Origin of the sequence: Alteromonas sp. 1_MG-2023 (assembly GCF_030547075.1) — a bacterium.
Lineage (GTDB): Bacteria > Pseudomonadota > Gammaproteobacteria > Enterobacterales > Alteromonadaceae > Alteromonas.
Map to the genome: position 1 here is coordinate 201,197 of NZ_JAUOQH010000001.1, position 24,164 is coordinate 225,360.

Annotated in this window: 17 protein-coding genes and 1 other RNA gene; 6 read left to right on the forward strand and 12 right to left on the reverse strand. The window is 43.4% G+C overall.

Annotation, left to right across the window (positions count from 1 at the left end; translation table 11 throughout):
* Nucleotides 1-7: 7 nt before the first annotated feature.
* The 6 genes from Q4561_RS00825 to tkt all read right to left on the reverse strand — a co-directional run bounded on the left by Q4561_RS00825 (nucleotide 8) and on the right by tkt (nucleotide 7,043).
* Nucleotides 8-1,096: an efflux RND transporter periplasmic adaptor subunit gene (locus Q4561_RS00825; protein WP_303456675.1), complete on the reverse strand. Its 1,089-nt coding sequence runs from the start codon at nucleotides 1,094-1,096 to the stop codon at nucleotides 8-10.
* Between the two features lie 187 nt (nucleotides 1,097-1,283).
* Entirely contained in the window at nucleotides 1,284-1,616 is a 333-nt protein-coding gene (locus tag Q4561_RS00830) for a hypothetical protein (RefSeq protein ID WP_303456677.1), read from the reverse strand.
* A 133-nt stretch (nucleotides 1,617-1,749) separates the two neighbouring features.
* Nucleotides 1,750-2,646 carry a fructose bisphosphate aldolase gene (locus Q4561_RS00835; RefSeq protein WP_303456679.1) on the reverse strand — a complete coding sequence of 299 codons (897 nt, stop codon included), beginning with the start codon at nucleotides 2,644-2,646 and terminating at the stop codon, nucleotides 1,750-1,752.
* A 121-nt stretch (nucleotides 2,647-2,767) separates the two neighbouring features.
* Complete coding sequence (locus tag Q4561_RS00840; protein WP_303456682.1) at nucleotides 2,768-3,943, reverse strand: phosphoglycerate kinase; 1,176 nt, start codon at nucleotides 3,941-3,943, stop codon at nucleotides 2,768-2,770.
* A gap of 77 nt (nucleotides 3,944-4,020) precedes the next feature.
* Nucleotides 4,021-5,031 (reverse strand): erythrose-4-phosphate dehydrogenase, encoded by a 1,011-nt coding sequence (gene epd / locus Q4561_RS00845; RefSeq protein WP_303456684.1) that lies wholly within the window; start codon nucleotides 5,029-5,031, stop codon nucleotides 4,021-4,023.
* Between the two features lie 17 nt (nucleotides 5,032-5,048).
* On the reverse strand, nucleotides 5,049-7,043 hold the full coding sequence (tkt, locus tag Q4561_RS00850; RefSeq protein WP_303456686.1) for a transketolase: 1,995 nt from the start codon (nucleotides 7,041-7,043) through the stop codon (nucleotides 5,049-5,051).
* Between the two features lie 389 nt (nucleotides 7,044-7,432).
* Between tkt and metK the strand changes: the two genes are divergently transcribed.
* Entirely contained in the window at nucleotides 7,433-8,578 is a 1,146-nt protein-coding gene (gene metK / locus Q4561_RS00855; RefSeq protein ID WP_303456688.1) for a methionine adenosyltransferase, read from the forward strand.
* A 288-nt stretch (nucleotides 8,579-8,866) separates the two neighbouring features.
* On the opposite strand, the gene Q4561_RS00860 is transcribed toward metK, so the two are convergent.
* Nucleotides 8,867-9,229 (reverse strand): hypothetical protein, encoded by a 363-nt coding sequence (locus Q4561_RS00860; RefSeq protein ID WP_303456690.1) that lies wholly within the window; start codon nucleotides 9,227-9,229, stop codon nucleotides 8,867-8,869.
* A 427-nt stretch (nucleotides 9,230-9,656) separates the two neighbouring features.
* Between Q4561_RS00860 and Q4561_RS00865 the strand changes: the two genes are divergently transcribed.
* Nucleotides 9,657-10,142, forward strand: coding sequence for a hypothetical protein (locus tag Q4561_RS00865; RefSeq protein WP_303456691.1), 486 nt, complete (start codon nucleotides 9,657-9,659; stop codon nucleotides 10,140-10,142).
* Between the two features lie 37 nt (nucleotides 10,143-10,179).
* Here Q4561_RS00865 and Q4561_RS00870 read toward each other — a convergent pair whose 3' ends face one another.
* Nucleotides 10,180-10,710: an exonuclease domain-containing protein gene (locus tag Q4561_RS00870; protein WP_303456693.1), complete on the reverse strand. Its 531-nt coding sequence runs from the start codon at nucleotides 10,708-10,710 to the stop codon at nucleotides 10,180-10,182.
* A 223-nt stretch (nucleotides 10,711-10,933) separates the two neighbouring features.
* On the reverse strand, nucleotides 10,934-12,082 hold the full coding sequence (locus tag Q4561_RS00875) for an iron-containing alcohol dehydrogenase (RefSeq protein WP_303456695.1): 1,149 nt from the start codon (nucleotides 12,080-12,082) through the stop codon (nucleotides 10,934-10,936).
* A gap of 42 nt (nucleotides 12,083-12,124) precedes the next feature.
* On the opposite strand from Q4561_RS00875, the gene Q4561_RS00880 reads away from it, so the two are divergent.
* The 4 genes from Q4561_RS00880 to Q4561_RS00895 all read left to right on the forward strand — a co-directional run bounded on the left by Q4561_RS00880 (nucleotide 12,125) and on the right by Q4561_RS00895 (nucleotide 19,443).
* Complete coding sequence (locus Q4561_RS00880; RefSeq protein ID WP_303456698.1) at nucleotides 12,125-13,081, forward strand: AraC family transcriptional regulator; 957 nt, start codon at nucleotides 12,125-12,127, stop codon at nucleotides 13,079-13,081.
* A 175-nt stretch (nucleotides 13,082-13,256) separates the two neighbouring features.
* Nucleotides 13,257-14,432 (forward strand): ABC transporter substrate-binding protein, encoded by a 1,176-nt coding sequence (locus Q4561_RS00885; protein WP_303456701.1) that lies wholly within the window; start codon nucleotides 13,257-13,259, stop codon nucleotides 14,430-14,432.
* Nucleotides 14,432-17,302 (forward strand): ATP-binding protein, encoded by a 2,871-nt coding sequence (locus Q4561_RS00890; RefSeq protein ID WP_303456704.1) that lies wholly within the window; start codon nucleotides 14,432-14,434, stop codon nucleotides 17,300-17,302. The genes Q4561_RS00885 and Q4561_RS00890 overlap by 1 nt, the downstream gene beginning before the upstream one ends.
* Nucleotides 17,303-17,553: 251 nt before the next feature.
* Nucleotides 17,554-19,443 carry a bifunctional diguanylate cyclase/phosphodiesterase gene (locus Q4561_RS00895; protein ID WP_303456707.1) on the forward strand — a complete coding sequence of 630 codons (1,890 nt, stop codon included), beginning with the start codon at nucleotides 17,554-17,556 and terminating at the stop codon, nucleotides 19,441-19,443.
* 38 nt (nucleotides 19,444-19,481) lie between these two features.
* Here the strand turns inward: Q4561_RS00895 and rnpB are convergent.
* From rnpB to secD, 3 genes are all read right to left on the reverse strand, one after another.
* An RNA gene (gene rnpB / locus Q4561_RS00900) (RNase P RNA component class A) lies at nucleotides 19,482-19,831 on the reverse strand.
* A gap of 52 nt (nucleotides 19,832-19,883) precedes the next feature.
* On the reverse strand, nucleotides 19,884-21,344 hold the full coding sequence (locus Q4561_RS00905; protein WP_303456709.1) for a potassium/proton antiporter: 1,461 nt from the start codon (nucleotides 21,342-21,344) through the stop codon (nucleotides 19,884-19,886).
* Nucleotides 21,345-21,435: 91 nt separating this feature from the next.
* Complete coding sequence (secD, locus tag Q4561_RS00910) at nucleotides 21,436-24,132, reverse strand: protein translocase subunit SecD (protein ID WP_303456710.1); 2,697 nt, start codon at nucleotides 24,130-24,132, stop codon at nucleotides 21,436-21,438.
* Nucleotides 24,133-24,164 lie beyond the last annotated feature (32 nt).

The window sequence follows — 24,164 nt, forward strand, 5'->3', positions numbered from 1 at the left end:
ACCGTCCTCATTCAGCGTCTAGTTCAAGTTCAGTTAAGGTGTCATTTGCTGAAATAAGGTGAGGCTCTATTTGTTGGCCATTTCTCACTCTTCTTAGCCCTTCAATTAGAATAGTGTCACCTTCTTCTATTCCATCAGAAACTAAGAAAATGTGTGGAAGTTCTGCATTTACCTCTATGTGTCGAGTCGACAGTTTGTTTTCTTTGTCCACAATATAAACATAATTTTGATCAAGAATTTGAAAAGTGGCTTTTTGAGGAATAATCAACGAGCCTGGGTAATTTACATCAACTAAAACATTACCTGTCTGTCCATGCCTAAGAAGTGAATCGGGGTTGGGAAATGAGGCGCGCATTTCAATCGTTCCGGTATGATTGTCAAAATCCGCTTCGATTGCGTCAATAACACCGTCATAAGGATAAACTGTGCCATTAGCCAGCTTTAACTTAACTTTCGTATTTTTACTGGCTTTGCCGCTTTGCACATAATCTAAATATTCGGCCTCAGCTACGTTAAAGTAAACCCACATTTGGCTAAGATCAGATAAGGTTGTAAGCAGTTCGCCTTCATCTAGCAAGCTTCCGGTTCTCGCCTCTAAGCGATCCATCTTCCCTGTAAACGGTGCCTTTATATCAGTAAAAGCAAGGTGAGCTTTCGCTAATTCCACTTCGGCCAAGGCCTTTTGATATTCAGCTTCAATAACAGCAAGCTCATTTGGCGATACAATGTTTTGGTCAACCAAAGATTTAGTGTTTTTATACTCCATATATACCGCTTCGGCTTCCGCTTCTGCCTTTCGCAACTCGGCCTCGTAGATGGTAGGCATTACCTTGAACATAGGCTGCCCCTTCTCTATGGTTTGACCTTCATCAACGAAAGTTGATTGAAGATAGCCTTTTTCCATCGCGCGAACTTCAATATGCTGAATAGCCCGTATTTGGCTAACATATTCTTTTATCAGGGTTGTATCCTGTTTAATTGGGTGAGTGACATTGAACTCCAACATAGTGGCATGATGTGACTCGGGTTCTTGATGACTACAACCGCTTAATATGGCGGTAAGAATACCTGCTGCTAAAAGTGTTTTTTTGCTCATAATTTAAATTCGTGTAATGGGTACCGTTTTATCGAAAACAGTAATAACCAATGCGCGTCAGATTGCTCAATAGAGTAATCAGACAGCACAGAAAAACAGCCAGCGTAAATAACGCTGAGCTCATTGAAGTATCGAATGTAAGGTGAGATTTTTTAGCGAGTGTTAACGCACAAAAGCTAAAAAAGGCTTATGCAACAGGAGGGGCTCTAGTGAAAGGGGTAACGTAACTATTGAAGGTGTGGGGACAAGCGTATGTTGTAAATATTATCGCATCACTGACAACAACATAGGCATCAACTTGCGACAGACACACTACGGGATAAGGGTCATCCTGTGTATTGTCTTCTACCCCAGATTCAACAATCTGCTCGACGATTGAAGCATCGTAATGATGCTTTGATGATATAGGCTTTACAACGCTTTGATTAAAACAAATCGCGCACGCAAAAATAAGTAAAGCTAGTGCAAAGGCTTTACTTTTTTTCGTGTGATACAAATTATTCACCGACTCGTTTTCCATCAAATCAATACGCTGAAAAGTAACGCAAGAATGCTACACAGGACTCAATGATTTGACAAGACAGTTGGAATAACATGAGGTTATTTTACGACAAAAGGGCGCTTATTAGCGCCCTTTTAATGATAGGCGTGTATTATTTCGACGCTTGATAGATTCCTTCGATAGCTTCATCTAGTGTAGCTTCGAACTCTTCATCAGACTGTTTATCAGAAACACCTTCCGTTAGCGCTCTTGAGAAACTTGCGATAATACCTTGGTTTTCTGAAAGCTTCGCATTGGCCTCTTCACGGTTGTAACCGCCAGACAACGCAACCACTTTAAGTACACGAGGATGATCGACAAGCTCTTTATAGAAGTTAGCTTCATTAGGCAGTGTTAGCTTTAACATCACTTCTTGGCCTTCGCTCAACAAATTAAGCTGAGTTAGAATTTCAAGTTTAAGCAGTGCTTCTGCTTCCGCTTTTTGAGGGCTATGAATATCCACTTCAGGTTCAATGATAGGCACTAAACCTGCTGCGATAATTTGCTTACCTACTTCAAACTGTTGCTCTACCACATCTTTGATACCTTGATGATTTGCCAGTTTTACCACTGAACGCATCTTAGTACCAAAAACATCTTGGGCAACGGCTTTAGCCAGTAACGCATCTAGACCAACAATCGGCTTCATCACCTGTACACCGTTGCTCTCTTCAACAAGCCCTTTATCCACTTTCAAGAAAGGAATAACGCGCTTCTTTTGCCACAGATAGTGCGCAGTAGACATGCCTTCAATTTCACGGTCTAGGGTATTTTCAAATAAAATAGCGCCTAAAACCCGCTCGCCACTGAAAGGGGTGCTGGTGATAATACGTGTACGCATTTGGTGAACAAGGTTAAACATTTCTTCGTCAGAGCTGTATTCTGACTCTTCAATGCCATATAAACGTAGCGCTTTTGGTGTACTACCGCCGCTTTGATCCAAAGCTGCAATAAAACCAACTTGCGTTTTAAGTTTATCTAGCATGGCCTGCTGTGCTTGTGATGCCATTGCAACACTCCTTTTTTATAATACTGCTCTAAGAACAGGTGTAGGGTTTATCGTTATATGCCGACGTACATCAATGTATCGCCGGCGAAAATCGGAATCGATTTTTAGTAGTCTGCTAATTTTATTTGTTTTTTTCTTCTAGCATGGCTACTGCAGGTAATGTTTTGCCTTCTAAAAACTCTAGAAACGCACCACCACCTGTAGAGATATAAGATATCTTATCAGCGATTTCATATTTATCTACTGCTGCCAGTGTATCACCACCACCAGCAATTGAGAACGCATCGCTATCAGCAATTGCTTCAGCTAATGCCTTTGTACCTGCACTGAACTGTTCAAATTCAAATACACCTACTGGGCCATTCCACACAATAGTACCCGCATTTTTAATAATGCTTTCAAGGGCTTTTGATGAATCAGGGCCGATATCAAAAATCATATCATCGTCAGCGACATCACTAACGGCTTTAAGGGTCGCTTCTGTATTTTCATCAAAGGCTTTACCCACTACTACATCGGTAGGCACTGGAATATTCCCGCCATTTGCCACTGCATCGCTCATTAACTGCTTCGCTTGCTCAGTTAAGTCCATTTCTACCAAAGACTTACCTACGTTATGACCTTGCGCGGCAATAAACGTATTAGCGATACCGCCGCCAACTATAAGTTGATCAACTTTTTCAGCTAAGGTTTTAAGCACGGTAAGTTTAGTTGACACTTTAGAACCGCCTACAATCGCAACCATAGGGCGTTTAGGGTTGTCTAATGCTTTGCCTAGTGCCTCTAGTTCTGCTGCAAGAAGTGGGCCTGCACACGCTTTAGTGGCAAATTTTGCCACACCGTGGGTAGACGCTTGTGCGCGGTGCGCGGTACCAAATGCGTCCATTACGAAGATATCGCAAAGGGCTGCATATTGCTTTGATAGGGTTTCTTCGTCGCTTTTCTCGCCTTCATTAAAGCGTACGTTTTCTAGAATAACCAAAGAACCTGGTGCTACATCAACGCCGTCTAAATAGTCTTTTTCTAGGGTTACTGGTACGTCTAGCGCGTCGTTCAAATAATTCACAACTGGTTGAAGTGAGAATTCTTCCGCGGGCTCGCCTTCTGTAGGGCGGCCTAAATGAGACATTACCATTACCGCAGCGCCAGCATCTAGCGCGGCTTTAATGGTAGGGATGGAAGCTCTAATACGCGCATCAGAAGTCACTACGCCATCTTTTACTGGCACATTTAAATCTTGTCTAATTAATACGCGCTGACCTTGTAAGGCCAAATCACTCATACTTGGAATTGCCATTGTCTTTCCCTTGTTAATCGAATAACTGTGAAAGCTGCCAAGGCTGGCGCTACCAACCTCGGCAGCAAAATTCTTAATTAGCTTGCGTCATACATTGCTTGCGCGGTGTCGAGCATTCTGTTTGCAAAACCCCATTCGTTGTCACACCACACTAGTGTTTTCACCAGTTGCTTATGACTAACGCGGGTTTGCGTACCATCCACAATACAAGAATGGGGATCGTGATTGAAATCAACAGAAACAAGCGGCTCTTCAGTGTAATCTAAAATACCCTGCAATCGCCCTGCTTTCACTCGCTTCAATGCCTGATTAACGTCAGCTATCGTTACTTGCGTACTTAAGGTTACACTTAAATCCATTGCAGTAACATTAATGGTTGGCACCCGCACCGCAATAGCTTCAAATTTACCTGCAAATTTTGGCAAAATACGTTCTATTCCTGCTGCTAACCGAGTGTCTACTGGAATAATAGACTGGCTGGCTGCGCGAGTACGGCGTAAATCTGGGTGGTAAGCATCAATCACTTGCTGGTCGTGCATAGATGCGTGAATAGTGGTAATAGTACCGCTTTCAACCCCAAAGGCTGCGTCTAGCGCTTGAATAACCGGCACAATGCAGTTGGTTGTGCACGACCCATTAGACACCAACTTATGCTCCGCTTTTAGCGTGTCATCGTTGGTACCAAAAATTACGGTATTGTCTAAATCGGGGGAACCCGGAGAAGAGAAGAGCACTTTATCTGCCCCCGCATTGATATGCGATTGACCTGACGCCCTATCATCAAACTTACCTGTGCATTCAAGCACAATATCTACCCCAATTTCGCGCCAAGGCAGTAAGTTGATATCAGGCTGTGCTAACAAGCGAATGGCATCGCCTGCCACGTTAAGTGTTTCGTTTTCTAATGTCACATCAAAACCGAACCGCCCGTGGGCGGTATCGTATTTCAATAAGTGAGCTATACCTTCTGGCTTAGCGACATCATTAATCGCAACCACTCTAAAGTGGCTATTGCGCCCGCTTTCATAAAGCGCGCGCAATACGTTACGACCAATACGACCAAACCCGTTTATGGCAATGTTTACCATAGACTGCGGTGACCTCGTTAGCTAAGAGACAATGCTGCCTCTACCACTGCATCAGTAGTAATATTAAAATGTTTGAACAAGTCACCCGCTGGTGCTGATTCACCGAACGTATCCATACCAATGATGGCGCCGTTGAAACCTACATATTTGTACCAGCTTTCTTTCGATAGTGCTTCAACTGCAACACGCTTAGTGACGCTAGAAGGCAATACGCTTTCACGGTAATCCGCTGATTGACGGTCGAAAACGTCGGTAGAAGGCATAGAAACCACGCGAACTGCTTTACCATCTGCACTTAGCTTATCTGCTGCTTCAACAGCAAGTTGAACTTCAGAACCAGTGGCGATGAAGATGTATTCAGGCGTGCCTGCACAGTCTTTAAGCACATAACCACCTTTAGTAACATCGACTAATTGCTGTTCATCACGAGGTTGCTGCGGCAAACCTTGGCGAGTGAAAATCAATGTTGAAGGACCATCGTTACGCTCAATCGCGAACTTCCATGCAATAGCAGATTCAACTTGGTCACATGGACGCCAGTTGTCTAGGTTTGGTGTAGCACGTAGTGCCACTACTTGTTCTACAGGCTGGTGCGTTGGACCATCTTCACCCAAACCGATTGAATCGTGAGTGTAAACGAAAATAGCAGGTTGCTTCATTAACGCCGCCATACGTACAGCATTACGGGCGTATTCCATAAACATTAGGAAAGTTGCGCCGTAGGCTTTAAAACCACCATGAAGGGTAATACCGTTCATCATGGCTGACATACCGAACTCACGTACACCGTAGTAAATGTAGTTACCCGAAGCATCAGTAGCTTCAACGCCTTTACTGCCATCCCAAATGGTTAGGTTTGAACCGGCTAAGTCGGCAGAACCGCCTAGAAGTTCTGGTAGTAATGGACCAAATGCATTTAATGCATTTTGTGATGCTTTACGTGACGCAATGTTCTGCGGGTTAGCTTGCAAATCAGCAATGATTTTGTCGGCTTTATCGCTGAAGTCTGCTGGCAAGTCGCCATTTACACGACGCTTAAATTCAGCCGCTAATTCAGGGTAAGCACTTTCGTATGCTGCGAAGGCATCGTTCCACGCACTTTCAGCATCGCCGCCTTTGCCTTTTGCATCCCAGCCAGCATAAATGTCGTCAGGAATTTCAAATGCACCGTGTTTCCACCCAAGTTTTTCGCGAGTAGCAATAATTTCGTCATCACCTAATGGTGCACCGTGACAAGACTCAGTGCCTTCTTTGTTTGGCGAACCAAAACCTATCACAGTTTTACAGCAAATTAGCGTAGGCTGAGCGCTGTTCGATTTAGCTTGCTCAATGGCTGCTTTAATTTGTTCTGAATCATGACCGTCAACGCCTTCAATCACTTCCCAGCCGTAGCTTTTAAAGCGTGCTGGCGTGTCGTCGGTGAACCAACCTTCAACTTCACCGTCAATTGAAATGCCGTTGTCATCCCAAAAACCAATAAGTTTACCAAGGCCTAATGTGCCCGCTAGTGAACAAGTTTCATGAGAAATACCTTCCATAAGACAACCATCGCCCATGAAGGTGTATGTGTAGTGGTCGACAATATCGTGACCGTCACGGTTGAACTGCGCCGCTAATACTTTTTCAGCTAGTGCCATACCCACAGCGTTACTTACGCCTTGGCCTAATGGGCCAGTGGTAGTTTCAACACCCGGCGCATATCCATATTCTGGATGGCCTGGCGTTTTAGAATGTAGCTGACGGAAGTTCTTAAGCTCTTCAATAGGCAGTTCATAGCCTGAAAGATGCAGCAAAGAGTACAACAGCATAGAGCCGTGACCGTTTGAAAGCACGAAGCGGTCTCTGTTTGCCCAAGACGGGTTTGCAGGGTTGTGTGATAGAAAATCACCCCACAGTACCTCGGCAATATCAGCCATCCCCATAGGGGCGCCTGGGTGACCAGATTTGGCCTGTTGAACAGCGTCCATGCTTAAAGCACGGATGGCATTGGCAAGTTCACGACGAGAGGGCATGTTGTCTCCTGATTTATTTTGTAGCTGAATTTCGCTAAGGGAACACTGTGGGCAAAATCCCTTTGTTCAACCTTAAAGCGCTGCATTGCTGTATAATCTTAATGTGGGCGTTATTCTTACCCATGCCACCATTCAGTTCAATGGCTTTTCATTGCCATTACCGAAAGTAGGCTAAAATAATGAATATTCACATCATTCCTTTGCTAACCAATATCGTTTCTTTGTGTAAGCGTGGCTAAACTTACTCAATTGTCTGCAAAAGTGATCCGCCACTGTCAACAAATCGTAACGAAAGGACTTTTAGACGTCTAGAAGTAAAGACTGGTATTTATACCTTGTTTTAGTACAATACTCACCTATTTTGAACAATAAACGCTTATGGAGCATGTATGGCCACGCATTTATTCACCTCCGAGTCGGTGTCTGAAGGACACCCGGACAAAATCGCCGATCAAATTTCAGATGCGGTTCTAGATGCTATTCTAGCGCAAGATCCTCGTGCCCGCGTGGCCTGTGAGACCTATGTTAAAACCGGAATGGTATTAGTAGGTGGTGAAGTCACTACCTCAGCGTGGGTTGATATTGAAGAAATCACACGTAAAACGGTAAGAGACATAGGCTACGTGCACTCTGATATGGGTTTCGATGCGGACTCTTGTGCAGTATTAAACGCTATTGGTAAACAGTCGCCAGATATCAACCAAGGTGTTGACCGCGAAAGTTTAGAAGAACAAGGTGCCGGCGACCAAGGCCTTATGTTCGGGTACGCCAGTGACGAAACCGATGTGCTAATGCCTGCGCCAATTACTTATTCTCACCGCTTGGTTCAAAAACAAGCTGAAGTAAGAAAATCTGGCAAGCTAGACTTTTTACGCCCAGATGCGAAAAGCCAAATTACCTTTAAATACGAAAACGACAAGCCTGTAGGCATTGATGCGGTAGTACTTTCTACGCAGCATTGTGATTCTGTTTCTACTGCACAAGTACGTGAAGCGGTAATGGAAGAAATTATTAAACCAGTGCTTCCTAGCGAATGGATTGATAGCAACACCCGTTTCCACATCAACCCTACTGGTCGCTTTGTTATTGGCGGACCTGTTGGTGACTGTGGTTTAACCGGTCGTAAAATCATTGTAGATACCTACGGTGGTATGGCCCGTCACGGTGGTGGTGCTTTCTCTGGTAAAGATCCTTCAAAAGTAGACAGAAGCGCAGCATACGCTGGCCGTTATGTTGCTAAAAACATTGTTGCTGCTGGGCTAGCTAAGCGTTGTGAAATTCAGGTTTCTTACGCCATTGGTGTAGCGGAGCCAACATCTATTAGTATTGATACTTTCGGTACTGGCGTGGTTGATGAGAAAACCTTAGTGGCGTTGGTACGTGAACATTTCGATTTACGCCCTTATGGGCTAATCAAAATGCTTGATTTAGAACGAGCTATTTACTTGCCTACTGCTGCTTATGGTCACTTTGGCCGTGAAGCATTCCCGTGGGAAGCGACTGATAAAGCTGAAGCATTACGTTCATCAGTATAGTTTGCTCAGCGGTATAATTTGCTTTAGGGCTGTTTACCCGCTCAGGGCTGTTTATCTCGCTCAAGGCTGTAAAGGGTCGCTTCAAAGTGAAGCGGCCCTTTTTGTTTTTGGCAAATAACGCGTTATATCAAGCCGGCAGCAAAGGAATGATTGCTGAAACTTCCCCCCGCCCTCACCATGTCAGGCAAACCAAATCGCGCTAATGCGACATTTTGAAATTCTTTCGTATGGGTTACTTCGACTTCCGCAAAGTCTGGCGGTAAAAATTGCCGACTACTAATTTCACTATCAAATTCTACTTCTACCAGTTTTAATGGCGCTAAGTTGCCAGTGAAGATATCTACCACTAATTGAGCCCCCAAAAAAGTCAATTCGGTATCGCTGCTTTTCCACACGCATGTTTTGGGTTAAAGGCCATAAGTCGATAAATTGTTCAGCGTTCAGGGTTATTCGAGTGTCTTTTCGTTTCAGACCAACACCCTGCTTCACCGCCATGGTGTACACACCGCCCTCGTCTCTTATACATATATGCTTATCGGGCTCAGTAGCCAAGTAGCCTTGCCTTATCGCCACGGGTTGACGAGTATCTAGCAAGCCTTCGGGCATATAATTCACTAAAAACTTCCGTTCAAATTCCCATTCCGTTTGCATTACTTACCTCCGGTCATGTTCCCTATTTGAAAGTACTGCCTTGCGTACCCAGTTGAAGTTTTTACTTAGTACTCTCTATGAACTACGGCTCTTCATTACCTACTGCCCTTTAAAAGTTAGTCCACAATAGAAATATGTAACAAGTTTATTTTTAACCTTTTGAATAAAAGACTACACTTAGTATTCAGCTCTTATTTTTTGTGTCGGTTTTGTTTCATATTTTCACGCTGAAAGTATGTTTACGCTGCTAGCAAGTCAGGCTCTTTTTAAGAAATTGTCGCATCAAGCGGCCACCTGAGCTCGCCATGTAAGTCTGTCACTTAAAGCTCTAACGCAGGGCTCTAACATAAAAATCTCGCGCCAAATTAATAATAATCGTTAGTTAAAGCACCAAAGTAAGCTATCTCACTCAACTAGGAATTTATTCATGAAAACTTACCCAACTAGCGTGGTTTGTTTGATATTGCTTGCCCCCTTGAGTGCTGCTAATTGGGAAGCTGCTGATTGGGAAGCTCTTGAAAGGGGTAGCTACTATGGCCCCATCGTTTTCAAAAGCGAAAAGATAGCGAAGTGGAAAATTAAGAGTCGCTTTAATGAATCCCGTATTGAATCTATTCCCGGCTATGAAAGCCATTTCAATGCCAGCAAAAATAGTCAGCTATCAATTCGTGCGCACCGTGCGTTAACCTTACTGTTCGAACAGCAAATATATGCCTCGTTTAATACCAGTCATTCCCCATTGCAGTACTATCCAGAATGGCGGTACATACCAGACAATTTAGGTACCTTTACCCGTTTTGGTTGGTTAGTGGGTGATGAAGAAGGTTTGAACATGGCATTGGAATTTGAACATAGAGAAGTAGGAGATAACGAAAACAACGCGTTAACCCTAGGTGTTCAATACCTCTTTTAACTATCACTCTTCGTGATTTAAAAATTCAGCATGTAGATTATATTTTGTGTTTTGCGGCGTACACACGATTTCTTGTTTCAACGAATGTACTTTGAATAACAGTGGCGTCGTTACTTGCTCTATGACGTCGAGCATCAGTCTGCGATTCAATATTTTGCTTAACATCGTGCCAAAGCGTCATCTGTGGTTCACTCAAAACATATTCCAATGCTCTGCATGAAAATGACATTTCCACCGAAGCTGCTGAAAATAACTTAATCAGCCAAGGGTGATCGACCACCCACCCATCGCTATACACATTAGTATTGCTTAGAAAGGCATTAAGCTCTTGGCACACCTTGACCGGGCTTACGCCATAGGTATTTAACATAGCTCTGGTGATACCATGTAAAGATTCTGCTTCTGTATCCCAATGAACCCAAGAGTCAAAGGGACGAATCAGTTTGCACCACTTTGCACCATCATAGCGCACAACACCTATTTCAATAGGGTAACTACGGGCACCGAACCCACTGGCTTCCACATCTATAATGGAAGGGGGATAATTTCTCTGCAAGCTAACTCCCATCTACGCTGGCGATAAAAACGCACTACCTTCTTTAAAGCTAATAAACATATTCAGAAAGCGTAAACGGAGTTGAAATTCATACTTCTTTTGCATAATAAAAAAACAAACCGACACTTCACCTACCTAAGTAATAGTAGAATCGTGCCAGTTTGCATCATTACTTAATGGCAAATGCGGGCTTCTGCCTAAGCAACAGCCCGCTTTTAGGGAGGTTTGGTAGGTATTACTCAGCAACGGCCAAGTTAAGAATTTGCTCACTCACTTCAGGGGTAATAGCGCCGGTTTCACCAAGGGAAAGCATCTTATTTCCTTTTAAGTTTTCTAGCACGGCATTCACTGCACTTTGCTTGTCGCCCGCATGCTCAGTAAGTTGGGTAGCCACTTCAAGGCTTTGATAGAACGCTTCAATAGCATCGATAGTGCGAAGGGCAATATCATCACTCTCTTCTAAACGAAACACGTTTTGGCCCATCTGCGTTAACTTCGCTGATTTGGTTTCAAGTTGAACACGTAACAGTGATGGCTGAACAATCGCCAATGAACGTGCATGATCAACCCCGTATAGCGCCGTAAGTTCATGTCCAATCATGTGAGTAGCCCAATCTTGCGCAACACCTGAACCGATAAGGCCGTTCAGTGCTTGGTTTGCTGACCACATCAGATTAGCGCGCCATGCGTCATCTTTGTTATCAATTTTTCCACCAAGCTGAATAAGGGTTTTCAGCAAGGTTTCAGCGTAACCATCTTGAACCGGTGCATTTTGCGGGAAGGTTAAGTACTGCTCGCAAACATGAACAAAGGCGTCTACTAGGCCATTAACCACTTGGCGATGAGGTAGACTTTTAATTACATCTGGGTCTAATACAGCAAATTGCGGATAGACTAACGGAGACATAAACGCCAATTTTTGCTTAGTGGCTTTCTTGCTGATAACTGAACCGCCGTTGGATTCAGAGCCTGTTGCTGGCAACGTAAGAATAGCGCCAATAGGCAATGCCTTATCAACTTTGTGCTCGCCAGTTAGAATGTCCCACCCGTCGCCATCGTATACTGCACTAGCGGCAACATATTTGGCACCATCAATCACGCTACCACCGCCTACCGCAAGAATATAATCAACGCCGCTTTCTTTGATTAGGGCAACCGCTTTGTCGAGGGTTTCAATGGTAGGATTAGGCTCTACACCCCCGAAAGATTCCCACTTATAGCCTTCTAATGCTTTTTCTACTTGGTCGTAAACGCCGTTCTTTTTAATCGAACCGCCGCCGAACAATACAAGAACGTGGCTATCTTTTGGTAGTAAGGTGTTAATTGAACCAATTTGTCCTTGACCAAATTGAATACGAGTTGGGTTGCTAAATGAAAATTTCATGGTCTTTCCTCTGTCATTTCTTGCCTGTGTTAATGCATAATAATGCCATTATTCGTAAACAAACCGTCTAATTCTGGAAAAAAATTGCCTATTTCTCCAAACATTAAAATTCCCTCGACTGATCTAGCGTTTTTGAGTCAAATTCTTAAGCAGTTTTTAGCCGCTAAAGGAAAACCAACGCTAAACGGCATGACTAAAACCCCTATAGATGGCGTGCGAGTTTTCCGCGATCCCCATGGCAGCCCTAAACAACCATTATTGTATCAGTCGGGCATTATCATCATGTTACAAGGCACTAAGCGCTTGTTTGTTGATAATCGTGAAATTGAATATAAGAAAGGCGATTACATTGTATTTGGTGTACCTCTACCGGCCCAATGCGCTGCCACGCTTGAGGATGATGACTGTATATTAGGTTTAGTCATCGATATTCCTGCCGCGCTTTTAGTGGAACTATCTCAATGGCGAGATGACAGCGCAAAAAATAGCCCCGCACCAACGTTTACGGTAAGCCAGCAGTCGTTAGACAGTAACATTACCGATGCAACCCGCAGGCTGCTAACGGCATTAAACAATGGTAATAGCGCAAAAGCATTGGGTGCTGGTTTCGTGCGGGAAATTGTCTATTACATCCTTAATGGCCCTGCTGGTCATGTGCTGTGTGGATTAACTGACAACGGCCACTATGCAAGAGTCGCGCAGGCGTTGCGCACTATTCATGATGAGTATGCATCGGTGCTAAATGTAGATTCATTGGCGGCCAGTGTGAACATGAGCGTCTCTGGTTTTCACCGCGCCTTTCGGGACGTGGTACTCGATTCCCCTGTTCAATACATAAAAAAATTTCGTTTATCTAAAGCCAGAGAATTAATAGCCTTAGGTTACCGGGTAGGAGATGCAGCTGAGGAGGTTGGGTATAAAAGCCTATCGCAATTTTCAAGAGAGTTTAAACGCTACTACCAATTTACCCCAGTGCAAGACCGCCAATCTGTTAACTAATTGCAAGGGGAATGCTTACTTTGTGTTCGCCTTTAACAGAAAAAATGATGCAGAAAACTCCGCTCGGCCCTGACTATTAATTGAACAAAAATAGACGAAAGAACAATGATTGGAAGGTAAAACTATGTAATTAATGCTATACAATTACTAGCCTTATCCTCAATTTTAGTTTTCTATGCGCTTACGTTTTACATTCTGGCTACTAACGTCAATCACGTTAAGCTTTCACACTAACGGCAATGAGGCATCTTCACCACTTTATATTGGTATAGATGCTGACTTTTCAGCTGTTGCTGTGGACGGTGGTATAGCCATAAAGCAAGGTGTGGAGCTTGCGGTAGATGAAATAAATAAAAACGGCGGTTTGTTAGGCCGAGAACTTGCGATTGTTAGTAAAGATCATAGAGGTAATCCTGCTCGCGGTATTCATAACATTAAACAGTTTGCCGCTAACAAAGATGTGATAGCGGTAATAGCCGGAGTACATACGCCCGTTGCATTAGCTGAACTTGAAATCATTCATGAGCTCAATCTTCTTTTTTTAGTTCCTTGGGCTGCTGGTACGCAAGTCGTCGATAATCAATACAAGCCTAACAACGTATTTCGTGTTTCTGTACGTGATGCAGAAGCAGGTAAAGTGCTTATACAGCATGCAGCATCCCGCGGATTTAAAAGTGTAGCACTTGTTTTAGAGCGTACAGGTTGGGGCCGCTCTAACGAGTTATCACTTACCCAAGCAGCTTCAGAGATGGGTATAACCATAACAACCATTCGTTGGGTAAATTGGCAACAAAAGGTTTTTGAGGAAGATATATCAGCGATTAAATCGGATAAAGCAGAAGCCATTATTTTAGTTTCAAATGCACCTGAAGGCGCCGTTGTCATAAACGAATTAGCAGCTCAAAATCTGACTAAATTACCGGTTATATCCCACTGGGGAATTGCGTCGGGTAACTTTATCGAGCGATTGAATGTTGAGCCTCACTCATTGGATTTGTCGGTGTTACAAACCTTTCATTTTGATCATCAAAAGCACGTACAAGCGCAGCAGTTGCTAGAAACCTACCATGAGAAGTATGGGCTTATAGACCCAAATGCGATACCCGCAGTGACGGGGATTGCTCATGCTTACGACCTAGTTAATATGTTAGCAGTCGCCATAGTAAAAGCAGGGACAACCGATGTTGATGCACTTAGAAATACACTAGAAGATTTAGGAACCTTTGAAGGCGTATTAAAAACATATCAACCAGCCTTTACACCTACACAACATGATGCCCTTATGGCAAAAGATTATTTTATGTCGTCATTTGATAATAAAGGTAATCTAGTTGTGTTGGATACTGACTGATGTCATTTCAGCCTCCTCCGCTTAGGAAGCGGTTATTAACCAGCATGCTCCCCCGTTTGTTCGGGTTAATTCTTGTTATCGTTATCATGCTTTTCGCCTTTACCTTCTTTTTCGCAAAGCAGCAAATCGATGCGGTTCAAAAGCAGTCGATTGAAGGCTTAAAACAAGATCTTTCTTTCATCATCAATGACACTACTCGCCAACTTTCAGACCTTGCTTCAAACGATATAATTATTAACTCTCTGGTCGATTTAGAACAAAGAGACAATTACCTTCCCATGTTTTTCAGGTCATTAAAGTTAACTCAAACCAGAAACGTAGAGTTTGCGTTATATGACTTTTCCGGTGAGATGGTTATTCAGAAAAACTGGAGTAGCTCAATCTCAGAAAAGCTTGATACTGCATGGCAACGAAAGACCTTAGGCGCCTCTTTCTCATTTTCTTCGATAACCCAAAATGGCGTGCTGTTTTCAGTTCCTGTATTACTAGGCGGTGCCGCAGAAGGTGCGTTGGTAATGTATGTGGAAAGCCTACAAGCCTTGCTGGCGCCCTTCCCAAGGCTTACCACCCAAATTGTCACCGAACAAAATGGGCGAGTATTGTTTAGTAGCGATCCTGAGTTTATTCCTCCTGGTTCACAATTCAGTGACGCAGACACGATGGGCTATATGACCCTTGATTCTCGTCATCAAAACCTAACGCTGTATAGCCTCAACCCTGTTAGTACCGCGCTTAAAGGGTTGTATTGGCTAGCGCTATTAATGTTGGCTATTATTCTAGGCATTATTTTAGTTAATTTACATATCATTCGTACCACCGCTGTGCTTGCTGAAAACACCTTATCAGGGCTTTATAAAGATATCGCTCATCGCATCAAATCAACTGATACTGAAGAGCCCGTAGTGGTTGAAGAAGCACGTGAGTTAGCCAATATTCGCAGCGCCTTCGACACGTTAATTTCAGATCTTGCTGAAATGTCATTATCAAATGAGCAGTTTTCTGATGTCATCGACTCAATGGGAGATATGCTCTTAGTCGTAGATGAAAACCATCGTGTTATGTTAAGCAACAAACGGTTCGATGCATTCTGTGAGGACCAATACGGGGAACGTGAAGGTACGGTTAAGTATATTCTTAATAAGCTCGTTAATAAATCGGCAGGAGAACTTAAACACTTTTCGGTAGGAGACGGGCTGGAAAAGCAGATTAAGTGGACAAATACCCCCCTTGAAGATGCCAATCACAACGTAAAAGGCGCCATTTTTGTTGGCGTAGACGTAAGTAGCCAGCGTTCTTTAGAAAGTCATGTTCAAATTCTTAGCCATGCCATGGATGAAGCCACCGTTTCTATTATCATTGCAGATATAAAAAGGTCAGGTCAGCCAATCATTTATGTGAACAATGCTTTTAGCCGCCTTACCGGACACAATAAAGAAGACATTATTGGTAAAAATTGTAGGCTGATGCAGGGTGACGATACGGATAGTACAACCACGATGCAAATACGTCGGGCTATTTCAAATCGCGAACCTATTGAGACCACTTTACTCAATTACCGCAAAGACGGAAGCTCATTCTACAACAGGCTGATACTCACCCCAGTAAAATCAAATGGCGAAGTGACTCACTATATTGGTTTCCAACAAGATGTCACTCAACAACGCCAAGCGAAACGCTACTTACAAGAAGCTAAACAAAAAGCTGAAGAGTCAGCGCACATGAAGTCGGGCTTCCTCGCGAGTATGAGTCATGAAATTCGCACCCCTATTCACGGTATTTCTGGCGTACTTCAGTTGTTATCAAATTCACCATTAAACGATGAACAGAAGCACTACCTGTCTTTGGCTACGTTCAGCATTCAAGGTTTGCTGCACATCGTTAACGATATTCTCGACTTCTCCAAAATTGAAGCTGGGCAGTTACAAATTGACCATCAGCCTTTCGACTTACTAGAAACCTTGGAAAGTCTGCAGTCTCAATACGCCATTTTGTGCCAAGAGAAAGGCTTAAACCTGTATTTTCATTTTAATCTTCAAGGTTTTCACGTCGTCATAGGCGACTCTGTTCGATTTAGACAAATATTATCTAACCTCATTGGTAACGCTGTAAAATTCACCGAGAAGGGTGAGATTGATGTGACGACCACGTTAGAACACACCAGTGGAAACAACTTACGCCTTACTTGTGCGGTTAAAGACTCGGGTATTGGCATCGCAAAAGAAAAACAAATGGGTATATTTGATGTGTTTACCCAAGAAGATCTCTCTACAACCCGTAAGTTTGGTGGCACAGGGCTAGGACTCTCTATTAGTAAGCAGTTATGCGAACTTATGAATGGCGAAATTCATTTAGACAGCGAAAAAGGCCAAGGAAGCACATTCACATTTAATATTATGCTTAAAGAAGGGGATGATAGCTTAATTGCCCCTCAACAAAATAGAGTTGCTAACAGCAAGCCATCGACGCAAAAGCGTAAAATTCTTATTGTTGAAGATAACGATATTAATCAAGTTATTGTTAAACAGCACTTAAGTAACCACAAAACATTGAGTGCGAAATCGGGCGTTGAAGCATTAGAAGCCCTTTCAAAAATGAAAGTGACGTTTGATGTGATATTGATGGACTGTCAAATGCCCGACATGGACGGATTTGAAGCAACTCGCCGTATTCGTCGTGGCGAAGTGGGCGAACGTTATACCAACGCTCCTATCATTGCACTCACTGCCAATGCTATGAAAGGTGATAGAGAAGCTTGTTTTAATGCAGGAATGAACGATTATTTAAGTAAGCCTTTTAATGTTCAAGACTTATTAGAAAAAGTAGAATATTGGGCCGAAAAAGGCACTGAGACGAACGTGCATCTTAGCTGATTTAGCTGATAAGAATGTTCAGCATATGATAGTGATACTGTCTTGTAATTCTATAGTGTCGCTCCTCTAAAAGTAGAATAAGCCAATCATTTTTTAATGTTGAAGCTAGCGAACTAAGTGTTTGTTGAATAAAGCAGATTCGTTGTCTATTCTAATTACATTCAGTGCAAAAATTACAATGTAATGCAATGTAAAAAATCTCCCAAAACAGCATTATTCCAATATACTAATTTAATTTATCCATGGTAAACATGACACACACTCGCGAAACTACTGCAGGCCAACAAGAAATGCTTGCCGTACGATACCGTCGTCGCTATCGACTCTGTCAGGTTTTAACCATACTCGGCGTTATTTTTCTATTTGCGCTAGGGAGTTTTAGCTTAATCGACGGCGCGCAAGTCCTAGGCTGTATATTAATTCTCAACGCTCTCGTCGGCTTAGCAAATCTCTACCTGTTAAAGCGTACCGGCAATGTTGAGCGTGCAGCTACGATCCTAAGTGGTATTCTTTTCTTCTTATCAATGAGCTTAATAATTACAGGCGGTAAGAGTAATACTGGAATACTATGGGTTTACCCAATTGTAGCCATCAACCTTTTTATCAATCGCTTTTGGCCTGCTGTATGTTGGTTTGGGCTTTTCAATGTTGCCAGTATACTGCTTCTGTTTACACCCCTTTCAGTATTGTTGATGACCAGCTACTCAATCGTTGAGGCAGTTCGATTCATATTGACGATGCTGGCACTTAATTCTATCTGCCTAGCCGCCCTACGTTCTGAAGAACAGGCCTATCAAACAATTATGCAACTGCATGCTGATGATATTCGTCAGATGGCTTATTACGATACACTCACAGGACTACCCAACCGTTGGAGTTTCAAAACTAATTTGGAACGCCTGCTAGCTCGAGCAAAGAAAGATAAACAACGTATTGGCTTACTTTATATAGATCTAGACAATTTTAAGCAGGTTAACGATCAATACGGTCATGAGGCTGGTGACCGTTTATTGTTCAAATTTAGCGAGCGACTTTGGGAAGCAATTCGCCCTACCGACCAGTTATTAAAGCCGCAGACAGAAAGTTTGGCAAGATTAGCTGGCGATGAGTTTGTTGTGCTACTACCTAATATCAAAGAGCCTCTTGATACCAGCACTGTCGCGACAAGAATTTTAAATATCTTTGATGGTGGTTTTGAAGTCGATGGTGTAACCCATATGATTTATGCCAGTATAGGTATATCCGTGTACCCTGATGATGCCACTGACCCCGCTAAGTTACTTCATCACGCTGATGCAGCAATGTACGACGCAAAACATAATGGTCGAAATTGCTTCAGGTTTTTTACCCAAAAAATTGCCGACACGCTGCATCAACGTCAGCAAATAGAAAAAGGCTTAAGACAAGCTTTACGAGAAGAGCATTTTTCTTTGGTATATATGCCTATATTTGACTGTAAAAATAACACCATTGTTGCCGTTGAAGTACTGCTACGATGTCAAAGTCCAGAATTAGAAGGACTTGGACCAGACCAATTTATTCCAATAGCGGAATCGACTGGAATAATCAAAGATATCGATTTATGGGTCATCGATAATGCCTTACGAGCACTAGTTATATTAAGAAAAGAACATCTTTTTGAGGGAAAAATTTGCATCAATATATCGGGTGTAGAACTGCTTAACGAACGTTTTCCTTCACATGTAAAAAATCTATTAGAACAACATAAAGTCCCGCCACAAAATGTAGAACTCGAAGTCACTGAAACCGCATTCGTTGCCGACGATGTGACCTGTCTGGAAACCCTAAATGCACTAAATGAGCTGGGAGTGTCTCTCGCATTGGATGACTTTGGAACAGGCTACACCGCTTTCAATCAACTAATACATTATCCTGCAGATTGCTTGAAAATTGATCGTTCATTTGTAAATGATCTCTTTTCAGAACGCGAGGCGCGCAACAAGATGGTGATGATTATTCAAAATTTAGCGAAACTCTATGATCTTAGAGTAATTGCGGAAGGGGTTGAGACCGAAGCTCAAATGGCTTATCTACGAGAAAACGGTTGTGACTGGGCACAAGGATACTATTTATCGCGCCCGTTGCCTTGGAATGACTTACTTAAGCGATTGAGCGCTTGAGAAATAATAAGTGAAGCAGATGCTTCACTTACCTAAAAAGGTGGAGTTGGCCGATAAGCCGGGTTCTGTCGTGGGCAACCATTCCTCTAGATCAGCAATTACTCACTGATTCAAGCAACCTACCCGATCCCCATGCGGGCCACACGTTAAGGGATCCTATTTGGTCTTGCTCCGGGTGGAGTTTACCTTGCCACAACCTGTTACCAGGTGTGCGGTGCGCTCTTACCGCACCCTTTCAGCCTTACCGGCCATTGCTGGCTTAGGCGGTCTTCTCTCTGCTGCACTTGTCGTCGGCTTGCGCCGCCCAGACGTTATCTGGCACCCTGCCCTTTGGAGCCCGGACTTTCCTCCCCTTTCTTACGAAAGCGGCGATTGCCTGGCCAACTCCGCGGCGCATTCTACATGAAGATGACCCATATAGCGACAACCACATGGTGCTTTTAGGTATCACCGTAAAAGCACGTTTCTACCGTGTTTTTGTCGAGCAGCTTTGTAATCACAAAAACTTGATCATTTTCTTTAAGAACTGTGCTGCCTTTCGGGATAAGCGTGCTTTCCCCTCTAGCGACTAACGCCACCACAGTATCTTCTGGTAATCCCAATTCTGATATACTTTTTCCGGTAGAAGCCGACATTGAATGAAGTACTATTTCAATTAGCTCACGTTTGTCTTTTGCCACTTTTACAATTTCTAAGGTGTTCGCTTCCCCTCGTGGGTTTTCAAGCACTAGGCCTAATTTACGGGCCGCAAAAGGTAAGCTAGAACCTTGTAGCAGAGCTGAAATCATCACAATAAAAAATACTACATTGAAAATAAGTTCAGCACTGGGTAATTCAAAAATTAACGGGAAAATGGCCAGTATGATGGGTACTGACCCACGCAAACCTACCCAAGAAATAAGCAGCGAAGCTTTAAACGAAAATCTACTTAGTAATAGCAGCGGCATGGCCACCAGCGGGCGAGCGATAAAAATAAGTACAAAGGCAATTAACAGGCCTTCTTTCCAGTTATGCAAAAGTTCGGTGGGCGTGACTAATAAACCTAGAATAACAAACATCGCTATTTGACTTAGCCACGCTAGGCCATCAATAAATACGAAAGTATTCCGTTGATAGGAAAATCGGCTATTACCTACAATTACACCGGTAATAAAAGTGGCTAAAAAGCCGCTGCCATTTAAGTTTGCCGCTAAGCCAAACGCCAATACCCCAAATAACATAACAAACACAGGGTACAAACCAATTGCCATTAAGGTTACGCGCCTAAACAGTGCTACGGCTAAGCCGCCCACTACAGCACCAGTTAATGCGCCCACGCCCATTTGACTGACAAATAACAAGGCTAACTCAGAGGCCTTAGTGCTGCTATCTTGAATAAGCGTGATAAGCCCAATAGTAAGAAAGATGGCCATTGGATCGTTTGAAGCACTTTCTAGCTCTAATGTGGCTTTTAATCTGGAAGGGATGCTAATACCTGCATTACGCAGTACGGAAAAGACCGCAGCCGCATCAGTAGAACCAACAATGGCACCGAGTAGTAACCCTAAATAGAGAGGTAAGTCGAGTATATACATAGCTGCCACACCGGTTATTGCGGCTGTGCCTACCACGCCAAAAGATGCAAGCAGTGCGGCAGGCTTCCACGCCCGCCTTATAGACTTCTTTGAGGTTTGTAGCCCGCCATCAAATAGAATGAGAATGAGTGCGAACGTTCCTATGGAATGGGCTGCATCGGCATTGTCGAAGCTAATTCGGCCTATTCCATCTTCGCCAGCTAGCATACCAACGCCCAAAAAGAGCACTAATACAGGTACGCCGAAACGAGGAGACAGTTTGCTGACCAACACGCCGAAAATAGCTAAAACCGCACTAAGTAGAATGATGTGATCTACAGCAAACACAAGTTATCTCCTTCTAACATAATAACCAGTAGTATACAGATGAAATGAACAAAGCGGTATTTCACCGCTTCGCTTATTTCGATAAAGGTGGTTAAGGAATATGAGCCAACGACGCTTTTACCTCCTCTGAAGTAGGGCGAAGCTGCGCCTTCCCTTTTTGCTCTCTTCGTTTACCTAGCATGTTTAACAATGCAGAGGTAATAAACAAGGTTGAAGACGTACCAATAACCACCGCAAATACCATAGGTACGGCAAAACTATTAACTGCATCGCCCCCTACTAACGCCATGGGTAACAAGGCTAGTAAGGTAGTTAATGAGGTAAATACTGTTCTGCTAAGGGTACTATTTACGGCTTCATTAATAATATCAGCTAATGGACGCTCTGGGCTCATGCGCAGAAGTTCTCGCACGCGGTCTAACACTACCACTTTGTCGTTAATTGAATATCCTATTAAGGCCAGTAGCGCGGCCACCGCGGTAAGATTAAACTCAATACCGGTCAAGGCCATAAAGCCAATGGTTTTAGTTAAATCAAGTAGTACGGTAAGTAAAGCTGCGGTAGCAAAGTGTGCTTCAAATTGAAACCACAAATAAGCCAACATACCGCCACCGGCAATCAGTAAGGCTAAAATAGACAGGTCGGCAAAGCCGTCGCTAACCTTGGGCCCCACAACATCTACCTTTTTAAATATCACTGAACTGTCTGCGTCTTGTATCACCTGCTTTAGCATTTCAATATTGTTGCCTTGTGTGGCAACAGTGCGTGCTTCGGTATCAGCTTCTAAATTCGTTTCGGTAATAGCTTCTGTGCTAGCTACTGTGTTGGCTCCTGTATTAGCTCCTACATAAGATAAGGCATTCGATTGTTCCGATACTGGCGCTCGTAACAAGTACTGATTTTTTGCACCATATTCTTGAATAGCAATGTCTTCAAAGTGATGCTGTTTTAACACCCCGCGCAATTGCTCCGTCGAAAGTTTCGGCGCAGAGATTTCCATCATAGTGCCGCCAGTAAAATCTACGCCGTATTGCAGCCCCGGCTTAAAGAACAGTGCCACGGAACACAAAGTTAATATGAGTGAAACGCTCAAGGCTATTTTTTTAGATTTTAAGAAGTTAAATGGCCCTAATTTATCGGCCATAGTTAACAATGGCGAAGATAAGTTAATCGGCTCTCTTTGATGATTTTTAATTGCCCGTTGCATCAGCAGTTTAGTCAGCGCTACTGAGGTAAATAATGAGGTTATCAATCCTATTGCAATGGTTACCGCAAAACCTTTTACTGGCCCGCTTCCAAATACAAACAGGAGGCTAACGGCAATAAGAGTAGTGAAATTTGAATCAACAATGGTACCAAAAGCTTTATCAAAGCCTGTTTTTAATGCCCCACCTGCTGGCCGGCCTTTCTTTGTTTCTTCACGAATACGCTCATTAATTAAGATATTCGCATCTACCGCCATGCCCATGGTGAGTATAAGGCCTGCAATGCCAGGTAAGGTAAGTGTGGCTCCAAAAAGGGTAAGTACACCGAACACCAATGCCATATTGACCGTAAGGGCAAGACTAGCAATCGCGCCCCAACGACCATAAATAGCCAACATAAATACTAAAACACCCAATGCCCCCGCAATACCGCTTTTCACACCGGTTTCAATAGCATCGCTACCTAAATCAGGCCCTACAGTGCGTTCTTCAATAATATGCAATGGAACGGGTAACGCGCCAGTGCGTAGCATCAAAGCCACATCTTGCGCTTCACTCATGGTAAAACTACCGGTAATCTCGCCTCTACCGCCGGGAATGACACTGTTGATAACTGGCGCAGTTACCACAGTATCATCTAGCACTACCGCCAACGCACGCCCGATATTGTTTTTCGTCATCGTGGCGAATTGCCGCGCACCGTCATTATCTAAGCGAAACGTTACCACCGGTTGGCTTGTTTCAGGGCTAAACACCGCTGCCGCATCGGTAATATGCTCACCTTCTAATGCCACATGTTTTTCGAGTAAATACTGCCTGTCGTTGCTATCGGCCCGAATAAAGCTATCGCTATTATTCACCTGAGTCTGCCAATGAAATTGCATTTGCGCCGTAGTACCTAGCAAGGCTTTCACATTGGCTGGGTCTGAAATACCCGGCATTTGCACTAAAATGGCATCGCTACCTTGGCGAGTAACACTTGGCTCAGTAAGGCCGGTTTCATCAAGTCGTTTACGCACTACTTCTAGGCTGCGATTAATCGCATCTTTTACTACCGCTTCTTGATATTCCTCGGTGAGGGTGAGCTCAATCATACTCCCTTTTTGGCTAATACCTTTTGGAGCAATACCTTTTGGAGCAGTGCTTTGTTGTGTAAGAAGAAGCGCACTAGTGCCGTCAGATTGCACCGATACTTCGTTTGCCCGCTGTTTAACTTTATAAAGGTCATCAGGGTTTGAAAGCGTAAATTGAACTGATAGCGCTTGATTTGATGTGTTTTTAGCACCTTGTTCAGATACTTTGAAAGATGCATGCTTAACATAGCGAATTTTTTGTTCTCTTAAGTCACTAAAAAGCGCTGAAGAATAGGTATCCAACTGACGAGCAAATAACGCATCGGTATCCGCTTCTAAAAGCAGGTGCGAACCACCTTGCAAATCTAATCCTAGGGAAAGGGTATGTTGACTGTACCAATCCGGTACATGTTGTCTAAGTGAATCGGGCAATATATTGGGGGCGACGCTAAGTAGGCCTAGTAATATAACTAACGCATATACTAGGCCACGAAATGAAAATCGTGTCATAACAAATCCTGTAATAAACCTTTAAAAACTCT